Genomic DNA, 20,966 nt, shown 5'->3' with positions numbered 1-20,966 from the left:
CGGTCGACGAAAGCGCCGCCCGCCCCCGGGAGACCGGGAGCGGGCGGCGCTGTCCGTGCGGGCCCGGGTCAGCGGGTCTCGATCACGACCTTCTCGATCACCACGTCCTGCACCGGACGGTCGTTGCGCGGGTTGGTGTCGGTGGTGGCGATCGCGTCCACCACCTTCTGGCTCGCCTCGTCCGCGACCTCGCCGAAGATGGTGTGCTTGCCGGTCAGCCAGGTGGTCGCGCCGACCGTGACGAAGAACTGCGAACCGTTGGTGCCCGGGCCCGCGTTGGCCATCGCCAGCAGGTACGGCTTGGTGAACGCCAGGTCCGGGTGGAACTCGTCGGCGAACTTGTAGCCCGGGCCGCCGGTGCCGTTGCCCAGCGGGTCGCCGCCCTGGATCATGAAGCCTTCGATGACCCGGTGGAACACCGTGCCGTCGTACAGCGGAGCGTTGCTGGGCTGCCCGGTGTTCGGGTCGATCCACTGGCGCTCGCCGGTCGCCAGCTCCACGAAGTTCTTGACCGTCTTGGGGGCGTGGTTCGGCAGCAGCCGGATCACGATGTCGCCCTTGTTGGTCTTCAGGGTGGCGTACAGCTCCTCGGCCATCCGGGGGGCCGCCTTTCTGATCGCGTGTCAGTTGCGTCCCCCACCCTGCCCCCTCAAGGGGTCCGCGCGCAGGCGACACGGGATCCTTCTCACGGCTGACGCGGAATACTTTGCCAAACCATTACTCTTGTGCTCTGTATGGGTGGTGCTGTGCCGCCCCGGAAGGAATGTGATGAGAAGCAGAAACCCGGTCTTCTCGCGGGAGGGGTCCTTCACCCGCGACAACCAGTACGCGGGGTTCGGCGCGCAGCCGGCCGGGCAGCAGGCCCCGGCGTACGGCAACAACCCGTACGCCAACAACCCGTACGCCGACAACGCCTACGGCCGGCCCGGCGGTCAGTCGCTGACCGACCAGCAGCTCGCCGAGATGTACGGCGCCCCCGCCGCGGGTCCGGCCCAGACCGGCCGGATGACGCTGGACGACGTGGTCGCCCGCACCGCGATGACGCTGCTCACGCTGGTCCTCGCCGGCGCGGTGGCCTGGTTCGTGGTCCCGGTCGAGAAGTACGCGATCGCCGGTGTCGCCGCGTTCGCCGCGATGATCATCGGCCTGGTGGTCAGCTTCAAGCGCAGCGTCAACCCGGCGCTGATCCTGGCCTACGCCGCCCTGGAGGGCTTCTTCCTCGGCGCGCTCAGCAAGGCCCTCAACACCCTGCTGCAGGGCATCGCCGTCCAGGCCGTGCTGGGCACCGCCGCGGTGTTCGCGGCGGTGCTGATCGCCTACAAGAGCGGGAAGATCCGGGTCACCCCCCGGTACACCCGGATCGGCGTCTCGATCGCGATGGGCTTCGTGATCCTGATGCTCGTCAACCTGGTCGCCACCATGTTCGGCGCGGACTTCGGGTTCCGCTCCGGCCCGCTCGGCATCGTGGTCGGCCTGGTCGGCATCGCCCTCGGCGCGTTCTTCCTGACCCTCGACTTCAACGAGATCGAGGAAGGCATCCGGTACGGCGCCCCCGAGCGCGAGTCCTGGCGGGCCGCCTTCGGCCTGACGCTGTCGCTGGTGTGGATCTACCTGGAGATGCTGCGCCTGATCGCCATCCTGCGCGGCGACGACTGATCGCAGCGCCCGGACAGTCGCGGCGGGCCCCGGAGGACACTCCTCCGGGGCCCGCCGCGTTCCCTCCGGCCCCGGCTTGGCTACCCTCGGGGCCATGTCCGACGAGCACCACCCCGCCGCCCCCGCCCAGTTGACCGCCGCCGTGGACCGGCTGGCCGACCGCTTCCGGGCCATGCCGCAGAGCCGCCTGCTGGGCGCCGTCCCCGGCCACCCCTCGCGGGCCGCCGCGGTGCTGGCGCTGGCCGGCCGGCTGGCCGACGCCGCCCGCAGGCTGGAGGGCCTGCCGCCGCTGCCCGTCCCCGACTGCGGGGCGTTCGCCGTCGGCGACCAACTCGCCGTCACCGGCCACGACCTGGCCGCCGCGGCCGCCGACCGCCCCGAGACGCTGGCCGCCGCGCTCGACGACGTCGCGGACACCGACCGGCTGACCGCCTGACGCCCCCGGGGGGACGCCGAAGGGGCGCCGATCCGCCCGGGCAACCCCTTGCCGTGCGGACCGACGCCCCTTCGGGCGCGGTTCAGATCGAGGCGACCACTCGGTCGGCCAGCACGTACACGGTGTCGCCGTCGGTGGAGAAGGTCAGCGAGTACGACCCGGAGAACCGCGAGCCGCCCAGCAGTCGGACGTCCTCGCCGGCCCGGACGGCGTCGATCAGCCGGTACGCCGCCTCCCGGTCGCCGGGGGCCACGCACAGCGTGGTGCCGTCGGCGAACGCGTACACGTCCAGCGTGCCGAGCGGGCCCGGGCGGACGTCGGTGAGGGCGACCCGCTCCTCGGCGAGCGCGGCGAGCCGGTCGTCGGTCCACTCGCGGGACGGGGTCGGGCTGGGCACGAAGTCCGGGTGCGAGGGGTGCCGGCGCGGGTCGGGCGCGGCCGCGGGCTCGCTCTCGGCGTCCAGCAGTCCGGCCTCCAGGCCGGTGGCCAGCAGGTCGGCCTCCCGGCGGGCCTTCACGTCGCTGTTGTCGCCGGGCGCCGGGAAGCCGCCGCCCCGCAGGCCGCCGTCCGCCGAACCGCCGTCCGCCGGGCCGTCCTTGACCAGGTCCTCCAGCGCGTTCCGCAGCGCCTCGCCGAACTCCGGGTCCATCACGCCGTGGTTGTCGGCGGCCTCCTGCGGACCGGTCGGGCGCGGGAAGAAGATCGGCCAGTCCTCGCCGGCGGCCGTGAACGGGGTGTCGAACAGCGGCGCGTCCTCGGCGGCGCGCGCCTCCTGCTCGGCCCAGAACGCGCGGGCCTCGGTGATCTCCCGCTCCCGGTCGGCGGCGAGCGCCTCGGCCACGGCGCGGCGTATCAGCGCCTCGTCGAGCTGCGGGGCGGGCTGCGCGGTGGGCTGCGCGGCGTCCAACTTCCGCCCCAAGGCGCGGAGGTGGAGCAGGACGGCGGCGGTCAGGGCGATCAGGGCCAGCAGCAGGGAGGTGTAGACGACGCTCACGGAACGTACTCCCAACGAGGAGCGGAACGGGGTTACTGCTCCACACTGCCGTATTCGCGGCCGTTACTGCAGAGGCGGATGTCCGATTTGCCAGTGACTTTCCTACTTGTCCTTAAATTGTTGGGTAATGCCGCTCCACGCAGCGGAGTTGATCCAATCCGGTGCGTCGACATTTCGGTCCCGGAAGGCAGAAAATCGGGCCGGATCGCACGTGGAGTGTGATCCGGCCCTCAATTACGGACGGTGACTCCGGACGGGTGAGACGTCCGTCACGGTGTCGCCGCCGCGGTCAGCTCAGCCGCTCGACGACCATCGCCATGCCCTGGCCGCCGCCGACGCACATGGTCTCCAGGCCGAACTGCTTGTCGTGCCACTGCAGCGAGTTGATCAGCGTGGTGGTGATCCGGGCGCCGGTCATGCCGAACGGGTGGCCCACCGCGATCGCGCCGCCGTTGACGTTCAGTCGGTCCAGGTCGATGCCCAGGTCCCGGTAGGACGGGATGACCTGCGCCGCGAACGCCTCGTTGATCTCCACCAGGTCGATGTCGCCGATCGACAGGCCGGCCCGCTTCAGCGCCTGCTTGGACGCCTCCACCGGGCCGTAGCCCATGATCTCCGGCGACAGCGCCGAGACGCCGGTGGAGACCACCCGGGCCAGCGGGGTGATGCCCAGCTCGCGCGCCTTGGTGTCCGACATGATCACCAGCGCGGCCGCGCCGTCGTTCAGCGGGCAGCAGTTACCGGCGGTCACGGTGCCGTCGGGGCGGAACACCGGCTTCAGGCCGGACACGCCCTCCAGCGTCACGCCCGCGCGCGGGCCGTCGTCCGTGCTCACCACGGTGCCGTCCGGCAGCGTCACCGGGGTGATCTCGCGCTGCCAGAAGCCCGCCTTGATCGCGGCCTCGGCCAGGTTCTGCGAGCGGACGCCGAACTCGTCCTGCTCGGCCCGGGTGATGCCCTTCAGCGCGGCCAGGTTCTCCGCGGTCTGGCCCATCGCGATGTACGCGTCCGGCAGCAGGCCGTCCTCGCGCGGGTCGTGCCACTCGCCGCCGCCGACCTCGGCGCGGTGCGCGGTGCGGGCCTGGGCGTCGGCGAACAGCGGGTTCATGGTGCCCGGCATGCCGTCCGAGGTGCCGTGGATCGACCGGGAGACGGTCTCCACGCCGGCCGAGACGAAGATGTCGCCCTCGCCGGCCTTGATCGCGTGCAGCGCCATCCGGGTGGTCTGCAGCGAGGACGAGCAGTAGCGGGTGATGGTGGTGCCCGGCAGGTAGTCCATGCCCATCTGGACGGCGACGATCCGGGCCAGGTTGTGGCCCTGCTCGCCGCCCGGCAGGCCGCAGCCCAGCATCAGGTCGTCGATCGTGCGCGGGTCCAGCTGCGGGACCTTGGCCAGCGCGGCGCCGATGATCTGCGCGGTCAGGTCGTCCGGGCGGATGTCCTTCAGCGAGCCCTTGAAGGCCCGGCCGATCGGCGAACGGGCGGCGCTGACGATGACGGCTTCGGGCATGGCGGGCTCCTCGCTGAGTGACCTCGGGACGCGATCCGGTGGATCTCCCGGGAAAGTTACCGCTTGGTAGCTCCGGCGTCATCCGCCTCCGGATGTGAATTGGCCGACGCGATCGCCCGCGGCCGGCCGCCTTCCGCGACCGCCTCCGGCTCCGGCTCGCCGCCGGGCAGCGCCAGCCGGAACCGCTGCTTGAGCGTCGCCCACCGCCACGTCCCGTTCGCCGGGCCCGCCGCCGTCACCTCGGTGCCCGAACGCCCCGCCGCCGCCGCGGCCGCCACCGCCACCGGCAGCACCGCCTGCGGCTCCAACGGCCCGCCCACCGCGGACGGCGTGTCCTGCGGCCACAGGTCGAGCGCCGCGCACACCGACGGCAGCAACGCCATCGACGCCGTCGCGTAGCCCTGCGCGGACGGGTGGTAGCGGTCCGCGGCGAACAGCTCCGGACGCGTCGCGAACTCCGGGCCCAGCAGCGAACCCAGCGAGACCGTCCGCCCGCCGGCCTCCACCACCGCGATGGTCTGCGCCGCCGCGAGCTGCCGGCTCAGCCGCCGTGCCACCCAGCGCAGCGGGGGCCGCACCGGCTTGATCGTCCCCAGGTCCGGGCAGGTGCCGACCACCACCTCGCAGCCCGCCGAGACCAGCCGGCCCACCGCCTCGCCCAGCTCCCGCACACTGCGGGCGGCCGGGGCGTGCCTGGTCACGTCATTGGCGCCGATCATCAGCACCGCGATGTCCGGGGAGTGCGGCAGGGCCCGCTCCAGCTGCCCCGCGAGATCACCCGACCGGGCGCCCGACTTCGCCACGTTCAACAGCCGCACCGGGCGCTCGGCGACGGACGCCAGCCCCGACGCGAGCAGCGCGCCCGGCGTCTCCTGCGCCCGCTGCACGCCCAGGCCCGCGGCCGTCGAATCGCCCAGGAACGCCATCACCAACGGCGACCGGCCGTCCGTCGGATCGGCGAACGCCTCCCCGTGCAGCCCGTCCGCGCGCGGCGGATCGCCGCCCAGGTTCCCGATCGCCCGGATCGCCATCCGGCTCTCGGTCAGCAGCACCCCCGCCACCCCCACCCCGAGCAGCCCCAGCCCACCCCCGCCGTACGCTGCGGCGGTGGCGATCCGCCGCGCCACCCGCGCCCTCGACGCCTGCGAGCCGGCCATCCGGCCACCCCCTCTCCTCTTCCACCCACACTCGTACCCGTTCACCCCGATCCGCTACCGCCCGCCTCCGCCAACCACCCGCCCGGAGCCGCTGTGCCCCGAAGCCGCGGGCCCGCCGCGGGCGGCGCCGGCCGGCTTTCCGAAGACTGTGCGGCGGAGGGCCCCCTCGGAGCGCTGTTGTTCGGCGGGGGCGGAGTGCCGGCCCCCGCCGGGAGCGGTTTGTTCGGGTGGGGTGGGAGACATGGGACGGATGGGCACGGTGGGTGGGAAGGGGGCCCTAGGCTGGGGGTTTCGGCAATCAGGGCTGCCATAAACCGGGAGGACCCCCGTGCGGTACCACAATTCGATCATCGAGCTGGTCGGCGACACCCCGTTGGTGAAGCTCAACAAGGTCACCGAGGGCATCAGCGCCACCGTGCTGGCGAAGGTCGAGTACTTCAACCCCGGCGGTTCGGTGAAGGACCGGATCGCGATGCGGATGATCGAGGCGGCGGAGGCCTCGGGCGCGCTCAAGCCGGGTGGCACCATCGTCGAGCCCACCAGCGGCAACACCGGTGTGGGCCTGGCGATCGTGGCTCAGCAGAAGGGCTACAAGTGCATCTTCGTGTGCCCGGACAAGGTGTCCACGGACAAGATCAACACGCTGCGGGCTTACGGCGCCGAGGTCGTGGTCTGCCCGACGGCGGTCGCCCCGGAGCACCCGGACTCGTACTACAACGTCTCGGACCGGCTGGTCCGTGAGACCCCGAACGCCTGGAAGCCGGACCAGTACTCGAACCCGGAGAACCCGGCGTCGCACTTCCACTCCACCGGCCCGGAGCTGTGGGAGCAGACGGACGGCCGGATCACCCACTTCGTGGCGGGCGTCGGCACCGGCGGCACCATCTCGGGCACCGGCCGGTACCTGAAGGAGGCGTCCGGCGGGAAGGTCCAGGTGGTCGGCGCGGACCCGGAGGGCTCGGTGTACTCGGGCGGCACCGGCCGTCCGTACCTGGTGGAGGGCGTCGGCGAGGACTTCTGGCCGACCGCCTACGACCGCGAGGTCGCGGACCGGATCGTCGCGGTCTCCGACAAGGACTCGTTCCAGATGACCCGCCGCCTGGCGAAGGAGGAGGGCCTGCTGGTCGGCGGTTCCTGCGGCATGGCCGTGGTGGCCGCGCTGGAGGTGGCCCGCGAGCTGGGGCCGGACGACGTCGTGGTGGTGCTGCTGCCGGACGGCGGCCGCGGCTACCTGTCGAAGATCTTCAACGACGACTGGATGGCCGACTACGGCTTCCTGCCGACCGCCGCCGACGAGGCGCACATCGGCGAGGTGCTGGCCCGCAAGGACGCGGTGGAGCACGAGGGCATCCCGCAGTTCGTGCACATGCACCCGGGCGAGACGGTCGCCGAGGCGGTGCGGGTGCTGCGCGACTTCGGCGTCTCGCAGATGCCGGTGGTCTCCCCGGGCGCCGGGCACCCGGACATCATGGCCGGCGAGGTGGTCGGCTCGGTGGTCGAGCGCGAGCTGCTGGACGGCCTGTTCAACGGGCGGATCGAGCTGACCGACACGCTGGACAACGTGATGTCCAAGCCGCTGCCGGTGGTCGGCTCCGGCGAGTCGGTGACCAACCTGATGTCGGTGCTGGAGAAGGCCGACGCGGTGGTGGTGCTGGTGGAGGGCAAGCCGCAGGGCATCGTCACCCGCCAGGACCTGCTGGCCTTCCTGACCGCCCGGGCCGGCCACTGACGTTGCGTCAACCGTGCCCGCCCGCCGGTACGTGGACGTCACAAGCACGCAGCATCGGGTTAACACGGCTCCGGCATTGTGGTGGGCACGGCAAGAGAAGCCGAACACGGTGACGGCGGGGGCGGGAGCGGCTCTCCGACCTTCGCGGTCACCGGGGATCCGACGGTCGGCCTGACCCGACCGCCGGCTCCGGTCCGCGGGGGCCGCCGTCGTCCCGCCCCTGGCAGGCCCAGGGTGTCGACGGAACCCGTGGCAGCTCACGCGTCGCGAGGCGCGGCTTCCGCGCACTCCCGGGTGGGGGAGTGCACGCGGAGGCGGCAGGGCCGGTCCGGGCGACGCCCGGGCCGGCCCTCGCCGCGTGCGGGGGCCGGGCCGCCGTTTCCCGATGGCCGTGCGACCCCCTACGCTCGCAGTCATGACCAGCACTGACCTGCCCGAGCAGGACGCACCGCGCTACGTTCGCCTCACCATCGAGCTGATCGCCGAGATCACCGACGAGCAGGCCCTGAAGGTCGCCGCCCTGACCCAGGTCGCCGACGACGAGTACCTGGACGACGAGGAGCGCGCCCAGGCCGTCGAGGCGATCGAGGTGGACCCGACCGGTTCGCTCGCCCACTTCGTCGACCCGGTGGCGCTGCTCGGCGAGGTCCCCGGGGTGGAGCTCGCCTCCGCCACCTGGGAGTCCGCCACCACCGACTACGACCCGGACGACGAGGGCTGGGACGAGTACGAGGTGCAGTGAGCCCCGGCGCGACTCGCGCTCAGGCCCGGTCCGGGAATTTCCGGACCGGGCCTTCTTTGTCCGTTCTGTCGGGCTGTTGAGTACTCTCGTATGATCTGCACATTTTTGAGTGATCTTGAGTGATCTCGGCACCGAGGAGCGTGGACGTGACCGCAGCGGACAAGCAGGAGCGACCGCTCGGCGGCAACTGGAGCCGCCGCGGCGTGCTCTCCGGACTGCTCGGCGCCCCGGTGCTGCTGCTGGCCGCCTGCCAGGGCGGCGGAGGCGGCAAGCCCGCCTCCGCCTCCACCGGCACCGCCCCGGCGGCCGGCGGCGAGAGCCCGTCGGTCAGCCCGAAGGCGTCCGTCGCGGTGATCACCATCACCCCCGCCGACGGCGCGACCGCCGCACCCTTCGCCGAGCCGGTCACCGTCACCGTCGCCGACGGCACGCTCACCTCGGTCACCGTCACGGACAGCACGGGCAAGCAGATAGCGGGACAGTTGGCCGCCGACGGCGCGAGCTGGACGTCCACCGCGGCGCTCGCCAGCGGCACCCAGTACACCGTCGCGGCCGCCGCCGAGGACAAGGACAAGCGTCCGGCGGACGCCAACGCGAGCTTCTCCACCGCCTCCCCGGCCAACACCTTCGTCGGCTACTTCACCCCCGAGGACGGCTCCACGGTCGGCGTCGGCATGCCGGTGTCGATCAACTTCAACAAGCCGATCACCGACCGCGCGGCCGTCCAGCAGGCGATCACCGTGGTCGCCGACCCGCCGGTGGAGATCGTCGGCCACTGGTTCGACTCCACCCGGCTGGACTTCCGCCCGGCGCAGTACTGGGCCAAGGGCACCACCGTCACCCTGAAGCTGCGGCTGAAGGACGTGGCCGGCGCCAAGGGCGTCTACGGCACCCAGTCCAAGAACGTCACCTTCACCGTCGGCCGCAGCCAGGTCTCGGTCGCCGACCTGAGGGCCGACACCCTCACCGTCACCACCGACGGCAAGGTCACCGCCACCTACCCGGTGATCGGCGGGTCGCCGGACCACCGCACCTGGGGCGGCAAGATGGTGATCTCCGAGCGCTACCAGCAGACCCGGATGAACTCCGCCACCGTGGGCCTCGGCAGCGAGTACGACATCCCGGACGTGCCGCACGCCCAGCGGCTCACCACCTCCGGCACCTTCATCCACGGCAACTACTGGTCGGCGGCCTCGCAGTTCGGCAACTCCAACACCAGCCACGGCTGCATCGCGCTGCAGGACGTGCAGGGCGGCAACAACCCGAACACCAGCGCGGCCCGGTTCTACGCGAGCTCGATGGTCGGCGACGTGGTCGAGGTGGTCAACTCCGGTGACCGCACGGTGAATCCGTCCAACGGCCTGAACGGATGGAACATGTCCTGGGCGGACTGGAAGGCCGGCAGCGCGATCTGACGGACCGTGGAGGCGGTGCGCGGGAGCGGGGGGCGGGCCGGTGAGTGTCCTAAACGGATGGTAAAAAATTTGCATGCGGGGGATGCGTCGATGTGTTGAGCTTGCCTCCGCGGCAGGGCCGATCGGGCCCGCGTCCGCTTTCAGGCACAGGAGTTCAGCCATCAACACCGCCCTTCGCCGCTCCGTCCGCGCCGGTATAGCCGTCACCGCCGGCGCCGTTCTCCTCGCCGCCGGCGTCACCGCCTGTGGCACCGTCAAGCAGCTGACCGCCGGCGAGAAGCTCTCCGGGGCGTTCGAGAAGCTCGGCGACGCCAAGTCCGTCGGCTTCCAGCTGTCCGTCGACGCCACGGCCGACCAGATCGTCGCGTTCGGCAAGGCCGTCGACGACCCGATCGAGCAGAAGGACGCCGACGCCCTCTCCGACCTGACGCTGAACGTGTCGATGAGCGCCGACAAGCCGCTCAAGGACACCGAGGCGTTCAAGTCCGGCAACGCCCTCGGCGCGGTGAACGACTACGACCTCAAGGGCGTGGCGTTCGCCTACTCGCTGGGCGCCAAGAAGTCCGGCAAGACCTTCGCCGACATCCGGCTGGTCGGCGACAAGATGTACCTGAAGGTCGACGCCCGCGGCATCGCCCAGCTCATGGGGGAGGACACCAAGGGGGTCGACGAGTTCGCCGGCTCGCTGCCCGCCGAGGCCGGGGCGTTCAAGGACGCCGTCGACGGCAAGTGGATCTCGGTGGACCTGAAGAAGGCCAAGGAGCTCGGCGAGCAGCAGAAGAAGTCCGCCGACACCGGCAACGGCCCGGCGTTCGGCGCGGTGCCGAGCTTCGACCCGGCGGAGCTGGAGCGCTTCGGCAAGTCGGTCAAGGACGTGGTGTCGAAGAACATCTCCGTGGAGGAGAAGGGCAAGTCCGGTGACGCCGACGTCATCCAGGTCTCGGCGCCCGCCCGTCCGCTGGTCGAGGGTCTGGTGAAGGCGTTCGAGAAGCTGGCCACCGGCGCCGCCGGTGCCTCCGGCATCTCCGCGTTCCCGCCGGTCCCGTCCGACGACTTCTCCAAGGTGCCGGACCGCAAGCTCGCCGCAGACGTGCTGATCAAGGGCGGCAAGGCGCAGGCCGTCACCTTCGACCTGATGCAGCTCGCCGACAAGCCCGACCCGGCGGCGCACCTCCCGCTGCGGCTCGGCTTCGCCGTCGACGCCCCGACCGTCTCCGCGCCCGCCGGCGCCGCCGAACTCGACCTGGGCAAGCTCCAGGAGATCGCCATGAAGATGGCCACCGCCGACGACGCCTCCGCCGCGGGGGCCGACGGCCCGGTCGCTCCGCTGACCGAGGCGCAGTACGCCGAGCTGGCCGCCGCCGGCGTCGACCGCGAGAAGGCCACGAACCTGAACGCGGCCGGCCTGTCCTTCCAGGAGATCAAGGACTTCGCGGCCGTCGTCAAGGGCTGACGCCCCGTCGGCCCAGCCCCGCCCCACGGCCCGTCGCAGCCCCGGCTGCGGCGGGCCGTGGGCCTTCCAACGCGATGTCCGGAATCCGCCGGAACGCGGTGGGCGGCGGGCGCAGGCTGGGACGCATGAACACCACCGACACCACCTTCGACGTGCGGGCCATCCCCGCCGGGACGCTCGCCGAACTGCGCCGGCTCGACGACAGCGGGCGCTGCCACCCCGTCACCGTCACCGAGGACGCCGGTGCGCCGCTGCGCTGCTGCCTCACCCGGGCCCGCGCCGGCGAGCGGATCACCCTGCTGTCCTACGCGCCGCTGCGCCGCTGGGCCGAGGAGACCGGCTGCGACCCGGGCCCGTACCTGGAGACCGGGCCGGTGTACGTGCACGCCGACCCGTGCGAGGGTTTCGCCGGCGGCTGGCCGGACGCCTTCCACGGCGGGCAGCGGGTGGTGCGGGCCTACTCCGCGGACGGCCGGATCCTGGCCGGCCGGGTCGGCGAGCCGGCCGAACTGCCCGAGCTGGCCGCCGAGTTGCTGGACGACCCGGAGACCGCCGTGGTGCACGTGCGGGCCGTCGGGTTCGGCTGCTTCATGCACGAGGTGCGGCGGGCGGGCTGAGGGCCTTCACCGCTCAGGATCGTCCCTGTTCGGGATCGTCCCTGTTCGGGATCGTCACCGCTCGGGATCGTCACCGCTCGGGATCGTCACCGCCGCTTCGCGTAGTCCGTGAAGCCCTGCCAGTCGACGACCACGCAGGCCACGTCGCCGAGCACCCAGGCGTCGTGGCCGGGCGGGCAGATCATCACATCGCCGGCGCCGAACTCCTCGGCCTGGCCGTCGTCCATCTCGATCCGCATCCGGCCCGAGATCACGTACCCGGCGTGCGAGGCCTGGCAACTGTCCGTGCCGGCGATCGGCTTCACGTGCTCCGACCAGCGCCAGCCGGGCTCGAACACGCCCCGGCCGACCCCGCCGGCCTCCAGGTTCACCAGCGCCACCTGGCCCTTGCCGCCTTCGAACGGGCGGACCTCCTCGGGGGAGTCCAGACTCATCCGTTTCATTCCGGCCATTACGGCTCACCTCCGGCCGACAACGCCCCGCGCCCCCGTCGCCGGGCTCGGCGGCGGGGGCGCGGCTGACGCTTCCCATCCTGGTGACCCGGCGCCGTCTGCGCCAGGCACGGCGGTCACTGCGCGGTGGCCGCCAGCACGATCTCGACGCGCTCCTCGACGAACCGGTCGACCGGGTTCCCCCAGTACGACCACGGAACGGGGACGATCGGGCCGAGCGCCCGCAGGTGCGGCATCGCGTCGGCGGGGCGGCCGGCCCGGGCCAGCACCCAGACCAGCCAGCCGTGCGCGAAGCTGCGGTGGCGGTCGTCGGGGTCCGCCTCCTCCAGCGCGGCGACCACCGCGTCCGCGGCGGCCTGCACCTCGGGGGCGGCGTACGCGTCGCGCGGCGACCGGTCCCGCTGGAACTGCTCGTAGTACGCCTGCAGCTTGTACGCGGACAGCAGGCTGCCCTTCGGGGCGGCCGCGATCGCGGCGTCCACGAAGGCGTGCATCTTCTCGTGGCTGCCCTTCCACTTGGCGCACCAGTACTGCAGGGCGTTGGCGTGCGCCGAGAAGTTGTGCGGGTCGCGGGAGGCGATCTCCTGCCAGAGCGCCAGGAAGCGCTCGTTGTCCCAGCTCTGCCCCATCGCCAGCGGGATCTGCGCGACGAACGGCAGCGGGTCGGCGGGGTCGGCCAGCCGGACGGCGTCGGCGGCGGCCGTCTCGGCCTCGGACAGCACCCGGGCGAAGGCGGCCCAGCGCTCCGCGGTGACCTGGTTGGCGCTGTTGCTGGTGCGCACCTTCCAGGCCACGTCGATCAGCGCGTCCAGGGTGAGCAGCGCCGCGTCGGCGTTGTCCGGCTGCTCGGCGCGCCAGGCCAGCAGCCAGGCGTCGTCCTCGGCGGCAGGCCCGGCGAACCGGCCGATCAGGCCCCAGCGCCGGTCGTGGTCGCCCGCGGCGGCGGCCAGCAGCGCGACGGCCGGCTGCCGGTCGCCGTCCTTGAGGGCGGCCAGCGCGGCGTCCACGTCCGGGCCGGTCAGGCCCGGGTCGGCGATCAGTTCGGCCCGGCCGACCAGGCCGTGCTCGGACGGGTAGATGGTCGGCCGGGTGGCCTCCTCGACCCGGGCGATGGTGGCCTTCGCCTCCTCGGTGGCGGTTTTCAGCTTGGCGGTGCGGCGTTCCATCAGCCAGGTGGCCAGCTTGAAGCCGACCAGCAGGACCAGCGGGACGATGACGATCAGACGGGCCATCGGTTGGTTCAGCTCCAGGAGTGGCGGGACGTCAGGACTGCGCGCCGGCCGGGGCGGCGAGCTCGGCGAGCAGGGTGCGCAGCGGGGCGGTGTCCGGGGCGTCGGCGACCGCGGCGTCCAGCGCGGCGGGCAGCCGCTCGGCGGCGTCGTCGGACAGCGCCAGGGCGGCCGGGTGGCCCCAGGACAGCTCCCAGCGGGCCAGCTGCTGCGAGGCCAGGGCGAGCACCGTCAGCGACTGCAGGGCCCTCCGCAGCAGCGGGCGGTGGAACTCGCGGGCGGCCCGGCCGGTGGCCTGCGCGGCCTCCTCGCTCTGTGGCAGCCGCCCGGCGATCTCCTCCGAGCGCCCGGCGTCCAGCGCGTCCAGCATCGCCTCGACGGTGCCGTGCAGGCCGCTGTCGGTGAGGGCGCGCAGGACGGGCTGGGCGTTCTCGCGGGCGTGGGCGAGCATCGCCTCGTGGACCAGGTCCGGCCAGTCGAGGCGGCGCATCTGCGCGGCCTCCGGCCGCAGCGCCAGCGTCTCCAGCTCGGCCAGCCGCTGCTGCGGGTCGCGCAGCAGCCCCAGCGCGGGCCGGTCCTCGCCGAGTCCGGGCAGGCCCGGGCTGTCCGGCAGGGCCTCGATCGCGGCGACCCGTCTGCGGATCGGCGGGTGCGAGTCGTACGGGTCGGGCTGCTCGTCGGGCAGGTCCAGGCCCATTTCGGCGAGCTCCTCGCGGCGCTCCGGGTCGGCCAGCAGGCGGCCCAGGCCGCCGAAGAACTGGCCGGGCAGCGGGAGCAGGCCGGCGCCCACGCCCATGGTGGCGTAGCTGTCCAGGTAGAAGCTCTGCGCGGCGTCCAGCGCGGGGAGGCGGCGCAGCGCGGAGGCGGTGGCGTCGCGGCCGGCGATCCGGGCGGCGTGCCGGTCGGCGGCGTACTCCTGGCTGCGGCTGATCGACTCGGAGACCCGGAAGTACAGCTTGGCGTACAGGGTGAAGAACTTGGCGAGGTAGCGCTCGATGCCGCCGTTGCCGGTGTCCTCGTCGTTGCGGGTCTTGCGGCCGCGGGCCGCCCGGTAGGCGTTGTCGTCGGCGATCTCGCGGGCCTTGTCGGCCACGTTCTGGTCGGCGTGCCGGTGCAGGGTGGCGATGGTGTGCCCGATGGCGGTGCGGCCGGACACGGTGACGGCGGCCAGGCGGACGTCGTTGTTGGCGTAGTGGCCGAACTCGTGGGCGAGCACCGAGTCCAGCTCGGCCTCGGTCAGGCCGATCAGCAGCGGGGCGCCGATGATCAGGTGGCGGCGGCCGGGGATCAGGCCGAGCAGCTTGGTCTCCTCGTACACGCCGGCGTTGACCTGCGGCACCAGGCGGATCTCGGCCGGGCCGCGGACGCCGGTGGCCTCGGCGATCCGGTCGACCCGGGCCCACAGCTCGGGCTGCTCCTCGCGGGTCAGCGGCAGGCCGTCGTGGCTGTCGTCGCGCTTGCGGCGGGTCAGGAACACCACCCGCAGCACCGGGTAGGCGATGGCGGCGCTGAGCAGCCAGAGCTTGACCATGGTCGAGTGGAAGTGGTCGGAGTTGACGACCAGTTCGACGTTCAGCCAGATCAGGCCGACCACGATGGCCGCCGCGAGCAGGTAGAACCCGGCGAGCAGCGTGACCGCCAGCAGGGCCCGGGTGGATGTGCGCATGCCGGTGCGCTCGGTGGACATTCCGCGCCCCCAAGTGTCGATCATGTGTGCGGCTGGCAGATCGTAGCGGTACGACCTGGCCTTTTGCGAGGCGATTGAGGTGACGGAACGGCAACCTGACGTGCTGCCACGACGCACCCGCCCAACCGCTGCCCGTGATCCGTCCGCCGCACTAGGCTCAATGGCATGACCGAGCATCAGCTTTCCCACGGCTTCGAGACCCTCGCCATCCACGCGGGCCAGGAAGCGGACCCCCGGACCGGGGCAGTCGTGACGCCGATCTACCAGGTGTCCACCTACAAGCAGGACGGCGTCGGCGGACTGCGCGAGGGCTACGAGTACAGCCGCTCCGCGAACCCCACCCGCACCGCCCTGGAGGAGTGCCTGGCCGCGATCGAGGGCGGCTCCCGCGGCTTCGCGTTCGCCTCCGGCCTGGCCGCCGAGGACACCCTGCTGCGCACCCTCCTCAAGCCCGGCGACCACATCGTCATCCCCAACGACGCCTACGGCGGCACCTTCCGGCTGTTCGCCAAGGTGCTGACCCGCTGGGGCGTCGACTTCTCCGTCGCCGACACCCACCACCCGGAGAAGGTCCGCGAGGCGATCCGCCCCAACACCCGCGCGGTGTGGGTGGAGACCCCGTCCAACCCGCTGCTCGGCATCACCGACCTGGCCGCGGTCGCCGAGATCGCGCACGCCGCCGGGGCCCGGCTGATCGTCGACAACACCTTCGCCAGCTCCTACCTGCAGCAGCCGCTGTCGTTCGGCGCGGACGTCGTCGTGCACTCCACCACCAAGTACATGGGCGGCCACTCCGACGTGGTCGGCGGCGCCCTGGTGGTCGCCGACGCCGGCCTGGCCGAGGAGGTCGGCTACCACCAGAACGCGATGGGCGCCGTCGCCGGGCCCTTCGACGCCTGGCTGGTGCTGCGCGGCATCAAGACCCTCGGCGTCCGGATGGACCGGCACTCCGACAACGCCGCCCGGATCGCCGAACTGCTGTCCGCCCACCCGAAGGTGACGCAGGTGCTGTACCCGGGCCTGCCCACCCACCCCGGGCACGACGTCGCCGCCAAGCAGATGAAGGCGTTCGGCGGCATGGTGTCGTTCCGCGTGGCCGGCGGCGAGCAGGCCGCCGTCGACGTGTGCAACCGCGCCCAGCTGTTCACCCTCGGTGAGTCGCTCGGCGGCGTCGAGTCGCTGATCGAGCACCCCGGCCGGATGACCCACGCCTCCGCGGCCGGCTCCCCGCTGGAGGTGCCCGCCGACCTGGTGCGCATCTCGGTCGGCATCGAGTCCGCCGCCGACCTGCTCGCCGACCTGGAGCAGGCGCTCGGCTGACCCGTTCCGGGGCGGTTCAACGGCGGCCGTGCGGATCGCCGTTGAACCGCCCCGGGCTCTGCGCCGTGCGGCGGGCCGGGTTCAACGCCGGTCGCGCAGGCCGTCGTTGAACCGCGCCAGCAGCGCGCAGAACACCGTGCGCTCGTCCGGTGTCCAACCCGCCGTCAACTCGGCGATCAGCCGCCGCCGCCGCTCGCGCACCTGCGCCAGGCGGCCGGCCCCGAGCGGGGTCAGCGCGAGCCGCACCGCCCGCCGGTCCGCCGGGTACGGCAGCCGGGCCAGCAGCCGTTCGCGCAGCAGCGGCGCGGCCTGCCGGGTCACCGTGGAGGAGTCCACGCCCAGTGCGGCCGCCAGCGTCTTCACATTGGCCGGTCCGCCGGCGGCGAGCTGGTCCAGCAACAGGAACGCGGCCCGGTCGAGCTCCCCGACGGCGCTGAGCCGCCGGGCGAACACCGCGACCTGGTAGGGGAGTCGGCAATCGGGGTCGGGATCGGGGGCGTCGGGCACGTCGGGCAGGGAAGGGCTCATCGCGGCTCACGTGGTGGTGCGGGCGACTCGTGCCCAGCAGCGTACGCGCGCCGGGGCGGCACCGGAACCGTCCGGACCTAGGCTGATCTTCATGCAGAACTGGCCGATCACGCTGGACGACGTCCGGGGTGCACAGAAGATGCTCGCCGGGGTGGCCCGGGTCACCCCCATGCAGAGCAGCCGGTACCTGTCCGGGGTGGCCGGCACCCCCGTCCACCTGAAGTGCGAGAACCTCCAGCGCACCGGCTCGTTCAAGCTGCGCGGCGCCTACCTGCGGATCGCCGGCCTGCTGCCGGTGGAGCGGGCCGCCGGGGTGGTCGCCGCCAGCGCCGGCAACCACGCCCAGGGCGTGGCGCTGGCCGCCGCGCTGCTCGGCGTGCGCTCCACCGTCTTCATGCCGCTCGCCGCGCCGCTGCCGAAGGTCGCCGCCACCCGCGAGTACGGCGCCGAGGTGCGGCTGCACGGCGCCAACGTCGACCAGGCGCTGCGGGCGGCCCGCGAGTACGCCGACGCGACCGGCGCGGTCTTCATCCACCCGTTCGACCACTGGGACGTGATCACCGGTCAGGCCACCGTCGGCCTGGAGATCCTGGAGCAGTGCCCCGAGGTGCGCACCGTGCTGGTCGGCACCGGCGGCGGCGGGCTGCTGGCCGGCGTGGCGATCGCGATCAAGGCGCTGCGTCCGGACGTCCGGGTGATCGGCGTGCAGGCGGCCGCCGCGGCGGCGTACCCGCTGTCGCTGGCCGCGGGCCGCCCGATCGCGCTGGAGCGGTTCTCCACCATGGCCGACGGGATCATGGTCGGCCGTCCGGGCGACATCCCGTTCGAGGTGGTCGACTCGCTGGCGGACGGGGTGCGGACGGTCTCCGAGGACGAGCTGTCCCGGGCCCTGCTGGTCGGGCTGGAGCGGCTCAAGCTGGTGGTCGAGCCCGCCGGGGCGGCGCCGATCGCCGCGCTGCTGGCCGAGCCGGGCCGGTTCGAGGGTCCGGTGGTGGGGGTGCTGTCCGGCGGCAACATCGACCCGCAGCTGATGCAGCGGGTGCTGCGGCACGGCCTGGCCGCGGCCGGCCGCTACCTGTCGCTGCGGGTGCGGCTGGCGGACAAGCCCGGCGCGCTGGCGGACCTGCTGGGCGTGCTGACCCGGGTCGACGCCAACGTGCTGGACGTCGCGCACGTGCGGATCGACCCGCAGCTGGGCCTGACCGAGGTCGAGGTGGACCTGCACCTGGAGACCAAGGGCCCGGAGCACTGCGCGGCGGTGATCGGGGAGCTGCGCGAGGACGGCTTCGTGGTCTCGCACTGAACCGCGGCGCTGAACCGCGGTATTGAGCCGCGGCGTCGAGCCGCGGCACCGGGATCCGGCTCACCCGATCGAGTTGACGCGATATATCGCGAGTGGCAGCATCTTGCGATGTATCGCGAGCTTGCCGTCTGCGGGCTCGGGTAACAGAGTGGGTGGTCTGCGCCCGAAACAGACTCGTCCACCGATTTCGCCCCCGACTCCAGGGAGATGAGGCAGGACCATGGCGGCAGCCATCGAAGCCGAGAACCTGGTCAAGACCTTCGGTGACGTACGCGCCCTCGACGGCGTGAGCCTGGACGTCCCCGAAGGCACCGTGCTCGGACTGCTCGGCCCCAACGGCGCCGGCAAGACCACCGCGGTGCGTGTTCTGACCACCCTGCTCCAACCCGACTCCGGCCGGGCCACCGTGGCCGGCGTCGACGTCCTCAAGCACCCCAACCGGGTGCGCAGCCTGATCGGCCTGTCCGGCCAGTACGCCGCCGTGGACGAGTACCTCACCGGCCGCGAGAACCTCCAGATGGTCGGCGAGCTCTACCAGATGAGCGCCCGCGACGCGAAGAAGCGGGCGCTGGAACTGCTCGAATGGTTCAACCTCTCCGACGCGATGGACCGCACCGCCAAGACCTACTCCGGCGGCATGCGCCGCCGCCTCGACCTGGCCGCCGCGCTGGTGGTCCGCCCGCCGGTGATGTTCCTCGACGAACCCACCACCGGCCTCGACCCGCGCAACCGGCTCGCCCTGTGGGAGGTCATCGAGACCCTGGTCGAGCAGGGCACCACGCTGCTGCTCACCACCCAGTACCTGGAGGAGGCCGACCGCCTCGCCCACGACATCGCGGTGGTCGACCACGGCAAGGTGATCGCCCGCGGCACCGCCGACGAGCTGAAGGCCCAGATCGGCGGCGAGCGCATCGAGGTCGTCGTGCACCGCCCCGACCTGGTCCCCGAGGCGATCGCCGCGCTCACCCCGTTCGCCAAGGGCGACCCGGCCGTCGAGAAGAACACCCGCCGGATCACCGTCCCGGTCAGCGGCGGCGCCAAGGTCCTCACCGACGCCATCCGCGAACTGGACGCCCGCTCCATCGAGATCGACGACATCGGCCTGCGCCGCCCCACCCTCGACGACGTCTTCCTCTCCCTCACCGGCCACGCCACCGAGGACGAGAACGCCGCCGACGAGGGCGAGCACCCGGCGAAGAAGGGCCGCCGCGGCCACGGGAAGGACGTCTGAGATGACCACCGCACTGCCCGACGCGGCGATCGGCCCCGTCCCCGTCACCCCCCGGCGCGGCGTGCCCGCGATGCTGCACGACTCCTGGGTGGTCGCGAAGCGCAATCTGCGCCGGATGACCCGGATCCCCGAGATCGTGGTGTTCGGCCTCATGCAGCCGGTGATGTTCGTGCTGCTGTTCTCGTACGTGATGGGCGGCGCGATCGCCATCCCCGGCGCCACGCCCAGCCACGAGGTGTACATCGAGTACCTGATGGCCGGCATCTTCGCGCAGACCGTCACCTTCGCGGTGGCCGGCGCCTCGGCCGGCATCGCGGAGGACATGACCAAGGGCCTGGTCGACCGGTTCCGCTCGCTGCCGATGTCCCGCGCCGCGGTGCTCACCGGTCGCACCTTCGCCGACCTGGTGCAGACCGCGATCACCGTGGTGGTGCTCGCCCTGGTCGCGCTGCTGGTCGGCTGGCGGATCCATGACGGCTTCCTGAAGGCGCTCGCCGCGTTCGGCCTGCTGCTGCTGCTCGGCTACGCGTTCTCCTGGATCGGCGCGCTGATCGGCCTGTCCGTGCGCAGCCCCGAGGCCGCCACCTCGGCCGGCCTGATCTGGCTGTTCCCGCTGACCTTCATCTCCAACGCCTTCGTGCCGGTCAGCTCGATGCCGGGCTGGCTGCAGCCGATCGCCTACTGGAACCCGTTCTCCGCCACCGTGCAGGCCTGCCGCAGCCTGTTCGGCAACCAGCTCGGCCCCGCCCCCGACGTCTGGCCGATGCAGCACGCCGTGCTGGTGTCGATCGGCTGGTCGCTGATCATCACGGTGCTGTTCTCCTGGCTGTCGGTGCGCAAGTACCGCCGCGCCGCGGGCTGACCTCCGGGGCCGGAAACGACCGGACGGCCGCTCCCCCCACCCGGGGGAGCGGCCGTCCGTCGTCGGGCGCGGGGCTCAGCCGGAGAACGGCTTGGCGTCGACGATCTTCACGCCGGCCTTCTTGCCGTTCGGCAGCTCGTAGACGGCGTCCTCGCCGACCGACTTGCCGGTGATGGCGCGGCCCAGCGGGGACTGCGGCGAGTACACGTCGATGTCGCCGTCGGTGACCTCGCGGGAGGCCAGCAGGAACTCCATGGTGTCGTCCAGGTCGCCGTCGAAGGCCACCTTCACCAGCATGCCGGGGGCCACCACGCCGGAGTCGGCCGGGGCCTCGCCGACCTTCGCCCGCTCCAGCAGCTGCGACAGCTGGCGGATCCGCGCCTCGGTCTTGCCCTGCTCGTCCTTGGCCGCGTGGTAGCCGGCGTTCTCCTTGAGGTCGCCCTCCTCGCGCGCGGCCTCGATCTTCTGGGCGATCTCGATGCGCCAGGGCCCGGTCAGGTGGTCAAGCTCGGCCTTGAGCTTGTTGTAGTGGTCCTGAGTGAGCCAGGTCACGTCATCGTTGGTCTGGGTCACAGGGTGCTCCTCGTCGGTGCTGGCGCTGCTGCGAGGGTGGTTCGGCAGCAGTGGTCGATTTTCTGGGCAGAT

General features: G+C 72.4%; 20 protein-coding genes. 11 read left to right on the top strand and 9 right to left on the bottom strand.

What is annotated here, in order from left to right; genetic code table 11:
• Nucleotides 1–68: 68 nt before the first annotated feature.
• Nucleotides 69–596, bottom strand: coding sequence for a peptidylprolyl isomerase (locus tag IEZ12_RS28605; RefSeq protein ID WP_100588762.1), 528 nt, complete (start codon nt 594–596; stop codon nt 69–71).
• A 172-nt stretch (nt 597–768) separates the two neighbouring features.
• Here IEZ12_RS28605 and IEZ12_RS28600 point away from each other — a divergent pair, with 172 nt between their 5' ends.
• On the top strand, nt 769–1,656 hold the full coding sequence (locus IEZ12_RS28600; RefSeq protein WP_189275921.1) for a Bax inhibitor-1/YccA family protein: 888 nt from the start codon (nt 769–771) through the stop codon (nt 1,654–1,656).
• A 94-nt stretch (nt 1,657–1,750) separates the two neighbouring features.
• A complete protein-coding gene (locus tag IEZ12_RS28595; RefSeq protein WP_229848202.1) occupies nt 1,751–2,092 on the top strand; it encodes a hypothetical protein in 342 nt (113 codons plus the stop codon).
• Between the two features lie 82 nt (nt 2,093–2,174).
• On the opposite strand, the gene IEZ12_RS28590 is transcribed toward IEZ12_RS28595, so the two are convergent.
• The 3 genes from IEZ12_RS28590 to IEZ12_RS28580 all read right to left on the bottom strand — a co-directional run bounded on the left by IEZ12_RS28590 (nt 2,175) and on the right by IEZ12_RS28580 (nt 5,753).
• On the bottom strand, nt 2,175–3,086 hold the full coding sequence (locus IEZ12_RS28590; RefSeq protein WP_189275973.1) for a hypothetical protein: 912 nt from the start codon (nt 3,084–3,086) through the stop codon (nt 2,175–2,177).
• 289 nt (nt 3,087–3,375) lie between these two features.
• Complete coding sequence (locus IEZ12_RS28585) at nt 3,376–4,596, bottom strand: acetyl-CoA C-acetyltransferase (RefSeq protein ID WP_189275919.1); 1,221 nt, start codon at nt 4,594–4,596, stop codon at nt 3,376–3,378.
• 56 nt (nt 4,597–4,652) lie between these two features.
• Nucleotides 4,653–5,753 carry an SGNH/GDSL hydrolase family protein gene (locus IEZ12_RS28580; RefSeq protein WP_189275918.1) on the bottom strand — a complete coding sequence of 367 codons (1,101 nt, stop codon included), beginning with the start codon at nt 5,751–5,753 and terminating at the stop codon, nt 4,653–4,655.
• A gap of 328 nt (nt 5,754–6,081) precedes the next feature.
• Between IEZ12_RS28580 and IEZ12_RS28575 the strand changes: the two genes are divergently transcribed.
• The 5 genes from IEZ12_RS28575 (at nt 6,082) to IEZ12_RS28555 (ending at nt 11,709) form a co-directional block, all read left to right on the top strand.
• A complete protein-coding gene (locus IEZ12_RS28575) occupies nt 6,082–7,482 on the top strand; it encodes a cystathionine beta-synthase (RefSeq protein ID WP_100588768.1) in 1,401 nt (466 codons plus the stop codon).
• A gap of 415 nt (nt 7,483–7,897) precedes the next feature.
• On the top strand, nt 7,898–8,224 hold the full coding sequence (locus IEZ12_RS28570; protein WP_043915795.1) for a hypothetical protein: 327 nt from the start codon (nt 7,898–7,900) through the stop codon (nt 8,222–8,224).
• Between the two features lie 140 nt (nt 8,225–8,364).
• Nucleotides 8,365–9,639, top strand: coding sequence for a L,D-transpeptidase (locus tag IEZ12_RS28565; protein WP_189275916.1), 1,275 nt, complete (start codon nt 8,365–8,367; stop codon nt 9,637–9,639).
• A gap of 82 nt (nt 9,640–9,721) precedes the next feature.
• Nucleotides 9,722–11,092, top strand: coding sequence for a hypothetical protein (locus IEZ12_RS28560; protein ID WP_189275914.1), 1,371 nt, complete (start codon nt 9,722–9,724; stop codon nt 11,090–11,092).
• Nucleotides 11,093–11,217: 125 nt separating this feature from the next.
• The gene (locus IEZ12_RS28555) at nt 11,218–11,709 is read left to right on the top strand and encodes a DUF1203 domain-containing protein (RefSeq protein WP_229848199.1); all 492 of its coding nucleotides are present in this window, start codon (nt 11,218–11,220) and stop codon (nt 11,707–11,709) included.
• Nucleotides 11,710–11,795: 86 nt separating this feature from the next.
• On the opposite strand, the gene IEZ12_RS28550 is transcribed toward IEZ12_RS28555, so the two are convergent.
• The 3 genes from IEZ12_RS28550 to IEZ12_RS28540 all read right to left on the bottom strand — a co-directional run bounded on the left by IEZ12_RS28550 (nt 11,796) and on the right by IEZ12_RS28540 (nt 15,077).
• Nucleotides 11,796–12,161 (bottom strand): cupin domain-containing protein, encoded by a 366-nt coding sequence (locus tag IEZ12_RS28550; protein WP_189275911.1) that lies wholly within the window; start codon nt 12,159–12,161, stop codon nt 11,796–11,798.
• A gap of 116 nt (nt 12,162–12,277) precedes the next feature.
• Nucleotides 12,278–13,393, bottom strand: a complete 1,116-nt coding sequence (locus tag IEZ12_RS28545; protein WP_189275909.1) for a hypothetical protein — start codon at nt 13,391–13,393, stop codon at nt 12,278–12,280.
• Between the two features lie 31 nt (nt 13,394–13,424).
• A complete protein-coding gene (locus IEZ12_RS28540; protein WP_229848198.1) occupies nt 13,425–15,077 on the bottom strand; it encodes a M48 family metalloprotease in 1,653 nt (550 codons plus the stop codon).
• A 165-nt stretch (nt 15,078–15,242) separates the two neighbouring features.
• On the opposite strand from IEZ12_RS28540, the gene IEZ12_RS28535 reads away from it, so the two are divergent.
• Nucleotides 15,243–16,397 carry a cystathionine gamma-synthase gene (locus tag IEZ12_RS28535; protein ID WP_043915800.1) on the top strand — a complete coding sequence of 385 codons (1,155 nt, stop codon included), beginning with the start codon at nt 15,243–15,245 and terminating at the stop codon, nt 16,395–16,397.
• Nucleotides 16,398–16,478: 81 nt separating this feature from the next.
• Here IEZ12_RS28535 and IEZ12_RS28530 read toward each other — a convergent pair whose 3' ends face one another.
• A complete protein-coding gene (locus tag IEZ12_RS28530) occupies nt 16,479–16,925 on the bottom strand; it encodes a MarR family winged helix-turn-helix transcriptional regulator (protein ID WP_189275907.1) in 447 nt (148 codons plus the stop codon).
• Between the two features lie 91 nt (nt 16,926–17,016).
• Between IEZ12_RS28530 and ilvA the strand changes: the two genes are divergently transcribed.
• From ilvA to IEZ12_RS28515, 3 genes are all read left to right on the top strand, one after another.
• A complete protein-coding gene (ilvA, locus tag IEZ12_RS28525; RefSeq protein ID WP_189275905.1) occupies nt 17,017–18,228 on the top strand; it encodes a threonine ammonia-lyase in 1,212 nt (403 codons plus the stop codon).
• 220 nt (nt 18,229–18,448) lie between these two features.
• Nucleotides 18,449–19,459, top strand: coding sequence for an ATP-binding cassette domain-containing protein (locus tag IEZ12_RS28520; protein ID WP_189275904.1), 1,011 nt, complete (start codon nt 18,449–18,451; stop codon nt 19,457–19,459).
• A gap of 70 nt (nt 19,460–19,529) precedes the next feature.
• Complete coding sequence (locus IEZ12_RS28515) at nt 19,530–20,321, top strand: ABC transporter permease (RefSeq protein WP_229848216.1); 792 nt, start codon at nt 19,530–19,532, stop codon at nt 20,319–20,321.
• Between the two features lie 75 nt (nt 20,322–20,396).
• On the opposite strand, the gene greA is transcribed toward IEZ12_RS28515, so the two are convergent.
• Entirely contained in the window at nt 20,397–20,894 is a 498-nt protein-coding gene (gene greA / locus IEZ12_RS28510) for a transcription elongation factor GreA (RefSeq protein ID WP_100588779.1), read from the bottom strand.
• Between the last annotated feature and the right edge of the window lie 72 nt (nt 20,895–20,966).

The organism is Kitasatospora griseola, from assembly GCF_014648555.1.
Lineage (GTDB): Bacteria > Actinomycetota > Actinomycetes > Streptomycetales > Streptomycetaceae > Kitasatospora > Kitasatospora griseola.
This window is presented reverse-complemented; position numbering and strand designations above follow the sequence as displayed.